Raw genomic sequence first — 13,314 nt, 5'->3', positions numbered from 1 at the left:
CCTTTTGTATTTCCTTTAAAATATCGCATTCCCATTTATTTTCAGACGGCCTCTTCATGTTTCCCAACGAATCCGCCCTCGACCTCCTGCAAGGCTTAAACCCCGAACAACTCTCCGCCGTAACCTGGCCGCCGCAATCCGCCCTCGTTTTGGCAGGCGCAGGTAGCGGCAAAACGCGCGTACTGACCACGCGTATCGCATGGCTTTTGCAAAGCGGACAAGCCAGCGTGCACAGCATTATGGCGGTAACGTTTACCAACAAAGCCGCCAAAGAAATGCAGACCCGTTTGGGCGCAATGATTCCCGTCAACGTCCGTGCCATGTGGCTCGGCACCTTCCACGGCCTCTGCCACCGCTTTCTACGGCTGCACCACCGCGACGCAGGCCTGCCCTCTTCCTTCCAAATCCTCGACAGCGGCGACCAGCTTTCCCTGATCAAACGCCTGCTCAAAAGCCTCAACATCGCCGAAGAAATCATCGCGCCGCGTTCACTGCAAGGCTTTATCAACGCGCAAAAAGAATCCGGCTTGCGCGCTTCCGTATTGAGCACGCCCGATCCGCACACACGCCGCATGATTGAGTGCTACGCCGAATACGACAAAATCTGCCAACGCGAAGGCGTGGTCGATTTCGCCGAGCTTATGCTCCGCAGCTACGAAATGCTGCAAAGCAACGAAATCCTGCGCCAGCACTACCAAAACCGCTTCAATCACATTCTGGTTGACGAGTTCCAAGACACCAACAAGCTGCAATACGCCTGGCTAAAATTAATCGCCGGCAACCACGCAGCAGTGTTTGCCGTCGGCGACGACGACCAAAGCATTTACCGATTCCGCGGCGCAAACGTCGGCAACATGACCGCGTTGATGGAAGAATTCCACATCGACGCGCCCGTCAAACTCGAACAAAACTACCGCTCCGTCGGCAACATCCTCGCCGCCGCCAACGCCGTCATCGAAAACAACGACGAACGCCTCGGCAAAAACCTGCGCACCGACGCCGAAGTGGGCGACAAAATCCGCTACTACTCCGCCTTTACCGACCTTGAAGAAGCCCAGTTCATCGTGGACGAAACCAAAGCCCTCGAACGCGAAGGCTGGGATTTGAACGAAATCGCCGTCCTCTACCGCAGCAACGCCCAATCCCGCGTTATCGAACAAAGCCTGTTCCGTAGCGGCATCCCCTACAAAATCTACGGCGGCCTGCGCTTTTACGAACGCCAAGAAATCAAACACGCGCTCGCCTACCTGCGCCTCGCCGTCAATCCAGACGACGACAACGCCCTCTTGCGCGTCATCAACTTCCCGCCGCGCGGCATCGGCGCGCGCACCATCGAAAACCTTCAGACAGCTTCAAACGAACAAGGCATCACCCTCTGGCAGGCAGCCTGCAACGCCGGCGCAAAAGCCACCAAAATCGCCGCCTTCGTCCGCCTGATTGAAGCCCTGCGCAACCAAGTCGGACAAATGCCCCTGCCCGAAATCATCGTCGGCATCCTCAAAGACAGTGGCCTGACCGAACACTACAAAACCCAAAAAGGCGACAACCAAGACCGCCTCGACAACCTCGACGAACTCGTCAACGCCGCCATCGAGTTCAAACCCGAAGACAGCAACTTTGAAACCCTGCCCGACAACATTTCAGACGACCCCGCCTTCCCCATCCTCGCTTTCTTGAGCAACGCTGCTCTCGAATCCGGCGAAAACCAAGCAGGCGCAGGCGAAAAAGCCGTCCAACTGATGACCGTCCACGCCTCCAAAGGCTTGGAATTCAACGCCGTTTTCCTCACCGGCATGGAAGAAGGCCGCTTCCCCAGCGAAATGAGCCTTGCCGAACGCGGCGGCCTCGAAGAAGAACGCCGCCTCATGTACGTCGCCATCACCCGCGCCCGCAAACGCCTCTACATCACCATGGCGCAACAACGCATGCTGCACGGACAAACCCAATTCGGCATCGTCTCCCGCTTCGTCGAAGAAATCCCACCCGAAGTATTGCACTACCTGTCCGTCAAAAAGCCTGCCTACGACAGCTACGGCAGCACGCGCCAAACCGCCACATTCAAAGACAAAATCATCGACGACTTCAAACAGCCGCAAACCTACGCAGGCTTCCGCATCGGCCAAAACGTCCGCCACGCCAAATTCGGCACCGGCGTCATCATCGATGCCGTGGACAAAGGCGAATCCGCCCGACTGACCATCAACTTCGGCAAACAGGGAGTGAAAGAGTTGGACACCAAGTTTGCGAAATTGGAAGAGATGTAGAAATTAGAAAGCTAGAAATGATAAAGGCCGTCTGAACATTTTTCAGACGACCTTTTAACATCTACCTATTAAGCCGAAAAAGCCTTATATGCCATTGAAACGATAATCAGCAAAACCGTTACGACCAAAACCTTACGAATAACTTCCCCGTTTGAATTGATAGCATGGAGGCTACCAAAATGGTTACCCAACAAATTTGCCAAAATCATCGGGATTCCGATTAGGAACGCCATTTTCCCTGCTATCAAGAAAGCAACAAATGCCCCGATATTAGAAGCAAAATTGAAAATCTTAGAAGTAGCCGAAGCCTGCAACAACGACAATTTGTTAATGACAAACAAAGCGATGATGAAAATACTGCCCGTACCCGGGCCAAAAAAACCGTCATAAAAACCAACAATCAGACAAGTTAAAAATACGGCGATAACGGATTTTTTTATCTTGCCACGCTCGTCTTCTTTTTTCAGCAAAACGCCTTTGAACAAAGTTGCCAGCAAGCCTATGGGCAAAAACGCAAGAATAATGTAATTGATGGTTTCCACCGGAAGAATCAAAATGACTTTTGCACCGACAAATGCCCCAATTAAAGCCGCAACAATACCAACCGGCACAATATGCCATACGATCGAACTGCTCTTCATAAAGTTTTTAATCGCAGCCACCGTACCGATGGTACTCACCAATTTTTCCTGTGCCAACGCGACCTGCGGCGGTAAACCTACCATCAAAAATGCGGGAATCAAAATCAGCCCAGCTCCGCCCGCAATAGCATCGACATAGCCCGCAATTAAAGACGCGGCAACCAGCAAGAAAAGGCCGAGATAAAAATAATCGGCAATAATGCTGCCGGGAATAAATAATTGTTCCATGGATTGTTTCCTCTTGATTAAATTTAAATTTTTGTATGCATTTGGTGTTTGCACGAAACATCTGAGAAATAGTTATCCCAAACACCCTAAACTCAATGTGTCAGGTAACGTACTTCAGACTCCACACTCTCCTCGCAATCTTAAATACATATAATAATAACTAAAGAAATTTTTAATATGTGATTAATATTGTCGATTTTGTCAACAATATTAATTTATGTAAAAATATACTATGGGTTAGTTAATTTAATCAAGAAAATTCTTATTTAAGAAAATCGTTTGAAGCATGCTAAGATAAGGCAGATTGCAGATCATATACTCTATACAACTTTTAAAAAAGATAAGGCCGTCTGAAAATTAAATAGGTTTTCAGACGGCCTAAAATTTTTATTGTCTCACGTTCCAAATCATGTATATGTAAAACTTACAGTCCCATGGTTTAGATTCTCAACCGATATTCTGGGGACAATCAGGCAAATAAAAGTCGTTAACTGCTCAATACATCGCCCTTCTTCGTCAAAACATATTGATAAACTTCTTCTACCGTAGCCTCGTCATAGCTTTTACCAAAGCGTTTTTTGTAGCCCAGTTCGTATAGTTTCACATGATGCCCTTCCGGGATTTCAACGCCCACATTTTCCAAACACGATTTAGCGCAATGCAGATGACAGCCGTCAATAACCAACATCGGCCGTCCGGACTGCGCTTTGCGTACCAACGGCGCGACTTTGCCGCCTACGCCGGAAATGCACGACATTTCAAATTCTCCGGCATGGTCTAGCGCCACGGCTGTGTTGTTGGCCAGCTGCGCCACATCGGAACATCCGGAACAAGAATAAATTAAGGGAAGCTCATTGCGGTTAGGCATTTTCTATTTCCTCCGGTAGCGGTTTTTATCTTTATGTGTCCATCCATGGCCAGTCTGTCGGGCGCATCATGCGTGGTATGCGGATATTCGGGGTGCACCCGTTTTCTTTTTTCAGACGGCCACGGCTTATCCATTTACATATTAAAAGGCATCATAACCCAATACAATTAGACATGCCAGAACAAAGCAGATTGTACCTTCTAAAAAATAAAGGCCGTCTGAAAACAGATAACGCTGCTTTTTTCAGACGGCCTTTTTATTTGAGATTAATGATTAGGCTTTAGGTTCGCCATCATTCTCTGCTTTGGGCGGGACGGGGGCAAACCAGCCGACCAGAAGCAGCAGCAGGCCGACGATGATAAAGGAGGCAATGCGCTCGATACCGCCGCTGTTGGAAAGCTCGATCAGGAAGAGTTTGACGACCACGATGCCCATCAGCGTCGCGCCTGTCATCCAGTAGGAACGCTGTTTGCGGCGGTTGCCGAGTACCATCAAGATGATGGCGGTTACTGCCCAAACGACGGAGAGGCTGGCTTGCAGGCCGAAGGATTGCAGCATGATGTCGAGACGCCAAGTGATGCCGTCGTAGAAATGCCATACGCGCATCACGCCTGCGCTGATCAGCATAAATGCCAAGGCGGAAACTGTGGTTGCCGTGGTACGGCGAAGGTCGGGTGGCAAGGCTTCAGGCAGGGATTTCAGGGCAAACCAAAGCATACCGGCGCTGGCGAGTTCCACTGGATTGAGCACAGGAATATACGGCAACGGCGAAGGTTGGAACGGCGTGGAGAAGTTGGTCCACAGCATCCAACAGGCGGCGGCAAGGGCGCACAACGGCAGGGCGAAATGCTGATAAATGGTTTGATGCCGTCTGAAAAATTCGCGTTGGCGCTGCGTATGGAAAACAATCCACATCGCCAAAGGCACGACCAGCCATGAGAGCTGCGACCAAACGCCGGAGAGAAGGCCGCCGACATACAGCGCGGTCCAAAGCGTCCAAAGTACGCTGAGTATCGTGATATTAAGTTTGTGCAACCAAATCAGATCATGGCGCGGATAGTTGTTCAGAATGATGAAGTTCAACACGGTGGCGGCGGCAAGCGGCAAGGCTGCGGCGGCTGTCCATGCGTGTTCGGTATGGTAGAAGACAAAATGCAGGGCAAACACGGGCAGGAATGCCAAGTTTGCCTGCAGAAGCTCTTCCCATTTCAAACGTTTGGCAAACAGCAGCAAGCCGGCAAATATCGGCCACATCCACAACTCGATAAACAGGGTTTCCTCGCCTGTCCATTGCATATAGAGGGCGTAGCTGCCTGTCGCCAACGCTGTAAGCAGGATGATCCAGCCTGAAACCTGCGCAAAGTAAACCTCGTTTCCTTCCGGCTTTTCGCTTGCAACCGGCACGCGCGGATATTGCAGCGCGTAGGCAGCCGCAAACAGCAAAGGCGTAGCGGCAATAAGGTACAGATGGCTCAGGAAGCCTTGGGATTCATAAATGATGCCGGCTTGCAGCAACAGGGCAAACAATACATTGCCCAAGGCAAATGTGATAAATACATTCGGCTCGTGTTTGCGTCGGCAGAATGCGCACGCCGCCGCCAAAGCGGAAAGAGCGACAATGCTGCCTTGGTTGGCCAAGAAAAGCAAAGGCAAAATAGAGATGTACAGCAAGGCGGCAGACAACACGGCCGTCTGAACGGATTTTTCCCATTGCGCCGAACCTTCGCGACGCGAGAAATACCACAGCAAGTAAATCGCCGCTCCGCCAAGCAACACCATAATCGTCGTAAACCACTGACCTTCCAGAACGGTATCGGTGCCGAAGTTCTGATAATTGCCCAGCTGAATCAGTGCCGCCAAGAGATAAACCATCAGCGCACCCAAACGGATATGCGGACGCTGTTGGCGCAAACCGAAGAAATAAACCAGTGCGGATTCGGCACTCCACAAGATAACCGTATTGCTCGGTTCAAAATAAAGCGGAACAGCAATCGTGAGGAACAACACCGCCAACGCAAAAAACGCCTGACGCAAAATATACAGCCCCTGCTGACGTTTCAGCAGCAGCGCGGCCAGTCCGTAAACAGCGGCAAAACCCAATGCGGAAAGCGCATCCGCAGACGGCCAATGCTCCACCATGCGGTATTGCAGTCCGAATGCCGCCGCCATTGTGCCAAACAATAAAGTATGGTCGAGGACATGCACGCGCAGGCCGTGTGTATAAATACTCTTGCCGATTTCTTCCAAAGTCGCATTGTCGGCAATCGGCGTAACGTTGTCTTCGCTGTTTTCCTTCAACTTACGGCGTGCGAACAGATACGCGATAAAGGTATAGAGCAGCCAGTGGTAAATCAGGAAAGGCTCGGTAGTGGCGAAATGTTGCGGCGTATAACTTCGCATGCCCCACAGCGCGGCAATGGCAAAAGTAGCGGCAAAACCCGTCAGGTTCAGCGGACGCCATGCCTTAAACCACGCAATCGCGGCCACACCACCATTGAGCAGGGCAAGATAAGAGAATAGCACCAAATAATTGCCGCTGCCGTCTGAAGTCAGCAAAGGCGCGGCCATACCGCCGATTAAAGCAACCTGCGCCATAATCTGCGCATTCTGCCTTACCGCCAGCCACGCCATCAGCACAACCATCGCCACCATCAGCCCGAACACGACCGACACAGGCAGCAGCGGATGCAGTTTCAACGCCGCCAACGCCGTCAAATACATCACTGCCACGCCGAAACCCTGCAACACCAAGCCATATTCACGCTTACGGCTTTGCAGCTTCCAGCCGCCGACCACCGCCGCCAAACCCGCGCCTGCCACAGTCAGATAACGCAGCTCCACCGGCACATGAACCCGCTCGGAGGCATAGCGCAGTAAAAACGCCAAGCCGAGGAACAGCACCACAATACCGGTTTTCAACAACGGATTGCCGCGCAAGAACCAAGCAACCATCGGATTGTCGGAAAACTTATACTCTCCGCCTTCCACCTTATCTTTATGGATAACGAATTGACGCGATGGCGCTTCTTCTTTTTCAGACGGCATCGAAGCAACAACAACCTCTTCCTTAGGCAGCCCTGCTTGTTCAGCAGCAACCGGAGCAACCGCCTCGACAACTTCTTCCACAACAGGCTCAGACGAAGCAGCAGTCTTGGCAGAAACAGGATTAATAGGTATAGAAAAAGAAGGAGCAAACGCTTCCTCAATTTTCTGCTTAACAGGCACAGCTTCCGCCTCAGGATCAACCCGGACATGAAGTGGCTCAGAGGCCGTCTGAACATCGGCAACAGGCCGAACCTCAAGCCCCTGCCCTACCTTCGCCTCATCACGGACAGCCTCATGCTCCAACACCGACAAACGCCGTTTCAGCAGCTCGATTTCCTGCTCCAGCTTCTGCATCCTGTCGCCTGCCGTAGCAGATTCAGCCAAACGCTCTTCTTGACGCTGTTTGGCAATCGACCAAGCAACCAGCCAAAACAACGACCCAATAATCACGCCCGTGGCCATTTCATCAAGAAAATAGCCGATCATAATAGGAATAAGCAGGCCAAAAAACTGCATAAAACACCTGTTTGATAACAATAAGAATATGCCGATTGTAACACCGGCAACATTATTCATGAAAAAAAGAGACAAAAGGCTGAGAATAAAAGCATACGGCAAATAGAATATAGAGAATCGGCATAAAAAAGGCCGTCTGAAAATATTTAGGGATTTTCAGACGGCCTTAAGCATGTTTTCTTTATGTATCATGAATACATCAACAGATAAGCAATGATTTACCGAATATTATTTGCAACGCATCAGCGTACGCGTCCGCCAAACTTTTTTGCCTGAGCCGTCCGTCGAGTAATCACGGAATCTTTGCGTCAGCACGCCTCGGTTTAAAGAAAACTCAAAATTATCGTTATAAATCTGCGTACCTTGCTCCGGCTCCTCTTCCCGAACGCGTGCCGTACCTGCAATTTTATCGGGTGAATAAATTCGATAATTCAGTTTCGTATATTTCGCACCCCATTCCCAACCCTTTAATTCAATTGATTTTTTACCTATTTCAATATAAAAGCCGCTATCTTCCGACACATCGACATTATCCACAGCAGCGTTACGCTCTTTCTCATTTGCAGAATAACCCATGGCACATAAAGCCCTTACATGTTTGGGCGATACTTTCCCTTCATAATGCCCGGCCCATTTGCCTTGAAACGCTTGCGGAATATCTTGGGCTGCAGCTTGGAATCCAAGAAGGAGCAAACCGGCGGTCAGAACAGATTTTAAAGTGAGCGACATTATTTTTGACCTTTCAAGAAAGAGTGTTTAAATCAATATGAATAATACAGGAAACGGAAAAAATATAAAAAGGTCGTCTGAAAATGTTTAGAAGGTTTTCAGACGGCCTAATATTATTGTCAGGTTAATTGAGCAACTACTTATTGAATCTTAAGACTCTTCACGAGGATACCCGTTGCTATAAGCCTTCTTAAACCATTCTTGAGCCAACGTGTCATCCTGTTGAAAACCTTGGCCAAGTTTATACTTAATGCCCAAACGAAACTGAGCCGATGCAACTCCCTGCTCTGCCGCTTTACGATACCAATAAATCGCCAATACATCATTTTGCGTCACGCCTACTCCATCATTGTACATCTGAGCCAATTCAAACTGAGCATCGGCATGCCCTTGTTCCGCCAATTTACGAAATAAAGACAGTGCCTGCTTATAATCAATACCAAAAGAAGAGTCACATCGATCTACACTTCCACCGTATCGATACTGAAAGCCTAATTTGTATTGAGCCTCTATATCCCCTTCACTCGCCATGCGAGAATACATCATGAACAAGTGCCATCGAGGCTCACTATATGGTCCACCTTTAATAAACCATTCTTCTGCCTGTTTATAGTCTTGAGGAACACCTATTCCATACTCGTACATTGTTCCTATTTGGCAATCAGCAGGGCCATATCCCTGGCTACTGGCAAGACGATACCAATACAATGCCTGTTCATAATCTGACAGCTTCAAATACAGCTTTCCCAAAGAAAATTTAGTTCTCCCATCTCCATTCTCTGCCTTTGCATGAAGCCACTGTTTCAACTGCTCATAATCCCGATTGGTCAAAAACCTTGAATACTCCATTATCAAAAGGCATTGCGCATCAAGATGTCCCTGCTCTGCTGCCTTCATATACCAATGCACTGCCTTTCGATAATCTTTAGGCTCTTTATTACAACATAACCCGGCTAATTCATATTGAGCCTGGACATTTCCTTCTTCTGCCAACTGAGTAATAGCTTGAATAGAATCAGGCGCAGTTTTTTTACCTACACTCCGTCGTATAAGTTTGAAAAAAACAATGACGACAACTATTAAAAAACAAGCGAGTAAAAAATCCATCTTATGTTACCAATTCTATTTATTTTCTTCATTCTCAAATCCTGAAAACTTTCTCTCTAATAGGTGGCCATAAAAATATACTAAAGCTGCAGGGAAAACCCAAATTATCAGAATAATAGAAACTATAGAAAAATCCATAAACCCTTTTTCCCTCTCAAAACGCAAAGAAAAATAAAGGATAAAAGCCAGTAAAATTTCTAATAAAATAATTAAAGCGGTATTCCCATGTTCTCTTAAATGCTTATAAGAATCTGTTATGTCTTTAATATAACCAGCATTTATTACAGTATTTGGTGTTTCAACAACATTTGGTATTACAATAATACTTGGTTTTTCAAAATTTTTTGCCTTTGTTAAACACTTCATATAATCATATCCGCTTTCTTCTTTAGCTACTTTATATAAAAAATAGCATTGGAAAATTGAAAAAATTATCACCAAGCTAAGTGATATTAGAAAAAATATGTTTAAATTTAAGTAATAAGGCCCAAAAAATATTATGAATTCAATTAAAAATATACATAATATACATGATTCACATGATATACATGATTTGATTTTTGAGGTTAATCTACTATCAAAAAAAATAACTCGGGCCGCATGAAAAACTAATATAGGATAAGAGGCAATGTAACAATATAAAGTACCTAACAACAGCCAACCCGTTAAACTAGCTGTATTAAAATCTTTACCATTAGTTAATTTCAACATAGGAAAATACTGTTCTAATATTCCAGTTTTTTCTGTTTCGGATTTTACTATTTTAGGTTTTATTACCTCAACTTCTGCTATTTTAGATTTTATTACCCCAGATTCTACTATTTCAGATTTTACTGAATTGTTATTTAACCATATCAAAATAAACATTCCAGCAATAGAAGGTACTAAATAACGGACTAAATAATTTTCCCACCATCTATTTTCATTCTTTTCACTCATAATTCATTCCTTTTCAAAATAAACTCTCAATGTGCCTCTTCCCAATTCATACCCACGCCCACTTCTGCCACCAGCGGTACGTTCAACATACCTTCATCCACTTTCGCCATAATCTGCGGCAGTTTTTCTTTGACTAAATCCAGTTCGGCTTCGGGTACCTCCAACACCAATTCATCATGCACCTGCATAATCAATTTGGTTTTCAGGCCGTCTAAATCCAACCAGCGGGATACGTCTATCATGGCGCGTTTGATGAGGTCGGACGCGGTGCCTTGCATGGGGGCGTTGATGGCGGCGCGTTCGGCTCCGGCACGGGCGTTGGCGTTTTTGTTGTGGATGTCGGGCAGGTAGAGGCGGCGGCCGAACAGGGTTTCGACGAAGCCTTGGTCGGCGGCTTGTTCTTTGGTACGCTGCATATATTCGGCGACGCTGGGGTAGCGGGCGAAGTAGCGGTCGATAAAGTTTTTGGCGGAGATGTTGTCGATGCCCAATGATTTGGCAAGGCCGTATTGGCCCATGCCGTAAATCAGGCCGAAGTTGATGGTTTTGGCGTAGCGGCGTTGTTCGGACGAGACGTTTTCGGGGGCGGTGCCGAATACTTCGGCGGCGGTGCGGCGGTGTACGTCTTCGCCGTTTTGGAACGCGGCGATGAGGGTTTTATCGCCGGAAAGGTGCGCCATGATGCGCAGCTCAATTTGGGAATAGTCGGCGGAAACGATGACGCTGCCTTGCGGTGCGGTAAAGGCGCGGCGCACGCGGCGGCCTTCGGCGGTGCGGATGGGGATGTTTTGCAGGTTGGGGTTGTTGCTGGCGAGGCGGCCGGTGATGGCGACGGCTTGGGCGTAGGTGGTATGCACGCGGCCGTCTTTGGGGGAAATCATTTCGGGCAGTTTGTCGGTGTAGGTGGATTTGAGCTTCGCCAGGCTGCGGTTTTGCAGGATGATTTTGGGCAGGGGGTAGTCGGGCGCGAGCTGTTCGAGCACGGCTTCGTTGGTGGAAATGCCGCCTTTGGCGGTTTTTTTCAGGCCTTTGGTGGGGATGCCCATTTTATCGAACAGGATTTCTTGAAGCTGTTTGGGCGAGTTGAGGTTGAACGGCTGGCCTGCGGCGGCGTAGGCTTCTTGTTCGAGCTTCATCAGCTCGGCGCCGAGTTCTGCGCTTTGGCGGGCGAGTTCGGCGCGGTCGATTTGCACGCCGTTGCGTTCCATTTCAAACAATACCTGTGCGACGGGCAGTTCCATTTTTTCATACATTTCAAGCTGTTTGGCGTCCATCTGCGCGCGCAGGTGCGCTTCAAGACGCAAGGCAAAATCGGCGTCTTGGGCGGCGTATTCAGTCGCCTGCCCGATAGCGACATCGGCAAAACTGATTTGCTTCGCACCTTTGCCGCACAGCGATTCGTAGGTAATGGTTTCCAAGCCGAGCCAGCGTTCGGACAATTCGTCCAAGCCGTGTCCGAGATGGCTCTCGATGATATAGGAAGCGAGCATGGAATCGCCGGCAATGCCGTTCAGGGCGATGTCGTAGTTAGCGAAAACGTGTTGGTCGTATTTGAGGTTTTGCCCGATTTTTTTCAGGGCAGGATTTTCCAAATGCGGTTTCAGACGGCCTAATACGTCTTGTAAATCAAGTTGTTCGGGTGCGGCAGTCAGGCTGTGTCCTACGGGGATATAAACCGCTTCACCTGCTTGGAACGCAATGCTGATACCGACCAACGCGGCGTTCATCGCGTCTAATGACGTGGTTTCCGTATCGATGCCGATTTTGTCCGCCTGCGCCAGTTTGTCCAACAAGGCGGCAAACTGAGCTTCGGTGGTAATGGCTTGATAATCCAGTTTCTCAGGGGCTGGGGCAAGTTCGGGTTGTTTTTCCGGCTGTGTTTCCATGTCCAACGCCGCCTGTTCGCCTATCGTATCGCTGCCAAACAAATCGCCGTCCGCCGCTTCGTGCATACGGCTTTCCGCCTCTTTCAGCCAAGTGCGGAAGCCCCAGCGTTTGAAATCGACCGCAAGCTGCGACCATTTCGGCGAAGTGCGACGCAGGCTTTCGAGGCCGTCTGAAAGCTCGGTGTGCAAGTCCACATCGGTTTTAATCGTTACCAAGTTATACGACAGCGGCAGTTGTTCCAAAGCGGCTTGCAGGTTTTCGCCGACCTTACCCTTGATTTCCGCAGCGTGCTCCATCACACCGGCCAGCGAGCCGTAGGCTTCCAGCCATTTCACCGCGGTTTTCGGGCCGCACTTCTCCACGCCCGGCACATTGTCCACTTTGTCACCCATCAGCGCGAGATAATCGCGGATTTGGTCGGGGCGAACGCCGAATTTCTCCTTCACGCCTTCAATGTCCAGCGTTTCGCCGCTCATCGTATTCACCAGCGTCACGCGCTCGTTCACCAACTGCGCCATGTCCTTATCGCCGGTAGATACCACCACGTTCCACCCTGCTTCGCTAGCCATCTTAGCCAAAGTGCCGATAACGTCGTCCGCTTCCACCTGCGGAATCACCAATACCGGCCAGCCCATCAGACGCACCAAATCCGGCAAGGCTTCCGCCTGCGGGCACAAATCGTCCGGCATCGGCGGGCGCGTCGCCTTATAGTCGGGAAACATCTCGTGGCGAAAATTTTTGCCCTTAGCATCAAACACCACCGCGCAATAGTCGTGCACATAATCCGCCCGCAGTCGGCGCAGCATGTTCAACACGCCATACATCGCCCCAGTCGGCGCACCGTCGGGCGCAGACAAGTTCTGCCCCATGGCATGATAGGCGCGATAAAGATAAGAAGAGCCGTCAACGAGAAGGAGTGTGGGTTTGTTGGACATGGGGAACCTGTTGTGTGTATGAAAATAATGTACGGATTATAAAGGAAAAGGCCGTCTGAAAACCGAAAATCAAGTTTCAGACGGCCTGATGTTTACATAAATATACGGTTTCAGGTATTGCGCCTCAGAATCCCATCTTGTATATTTGTATTCAA

Annotated in this window: 8 protein-coding genes; 1 reads left to right on the top strand and 7 read right to left on the bottom strand. The window is 49.0% G+C overall.

Annotation, left to right across the window (positions count from 1 at the left end):
* The first annotated feature begins 56 nt into the window (after positions 1-56).
* Positions 57-2,264, top strand: coding sequence for a DNA helicase II (gene uvrD, locus ACTHSX_RS03465; RefSeq protein WP_440376818.1), 2,208 nt, complete (start codon positions 57-59; stop codon positions 2,262-2,264).
* Positions 2,265-2,332: 68 nt separating this feature from the next.
* Here uvrD and ACTHSX_RS03460 read toward each other — a convergent pair whose 3' ends face one another.
* From ACTHSX_RS03460 to polA, 7 genes are all read right to left on the bottom strand, one after another.
* Complete coding sequence (locus ACTHSX_RS03460) at positions 2,333-3,133, bottom strand: sulfite exporter TauE/SafE family protein (protein ID WP_440376817.1); 801 nt, start codon at positions 3,131-3,133, stop codon at positions 2,333-2,335.
* Positions 3,134-3,620: 487 nt separating this feature from the next.
* Positions 3,621-4,001 (bottom strand): putative zinc-binding protein, encoded by a 381-nt coding sequence (locus ACTHSX_RS03455; RefSeq protein WP_003748129.1) that lies wholly within the window; start codon positions 3,999-4,001, stop codon positions 3,621-3,623.
* Positions 4,002-4,274: 273 nt separating this feature from the next.
* Entirely contained in the window at positions 4,275-7,562 is a 3,288-nt protein-coding gene (locus ACTHSX_RS03450; RefSeq protein ID WP_440376816.1) for a DUF2339 domain-containing protein, read from the bottom strand.
* Positions 7,563-7,790: 228 nt separating this feature from the next.
* The gene (locus ACTHSX_RS03445; protein ID WP_440376815.1) at positions 7,791-8,291 is read right to left on the bottom strand and encodes a hypothetical protein; all 501 of its coding nucleotides are present in this window, start codon (positions 8,289-8,291) and stop codon (positions 7,791-7,793) included.
* Positions 8,292-8,441: 150 nt separating this feature from the next.
* A complete protein-coding gene (locus ACTHSX_RS03440) occupies positions 8,442-9,398 on the bottom strand; it encodes an SEL1-like repeat protein (RefSeq protein ID WP_440376814.1) in 957 nt (318 codons plus the stop codon).
* Positions 9,399-9,413: 15 nt separating this feature from the next.
* The gene (locus ACTHSX_RS03435) at positions 9,414-10,337 is read right to left on the bottom strand and encodes a hypothetical protein (protein ID WP_440376813.1); all 924 of its coding nucleotides are present in this window, start codon (positions 10,335-10,337) and stop codon (positions 9,414-9,416) included.
* Positions 10,338-10,363: 26 nt separating this feature from the next.
* Positions 10,364-13,159, bottom strand: coding sequence for a DNA polymerase I (gene polA / locus ACTHSX_RS03430; RefSeq protein WP_440376812.1), 2,796 nt, complete (start codon positions 13,157-13,159; stop codon positions 10,364-10,366).
* Positions 13,160-13,314: the final 155 nt, after the last annotated feature.

This window comes from Neisseria sp. P0014.S002 (genome assembly GCF_051958295.1).
In the GTDB taxonomy this organism is placed as follows: domain Bacteria; phylum Pseudomonadota; class Gammaproteobacteria; order Burkholderiales; family Neisseriaceae; genus Neisseria; species Neisseria flavescens_B.
Note: the sequence above shows the minus strand (reverse complement) of the source record. Positions and strands in the feature narration are given on the sequence as shown.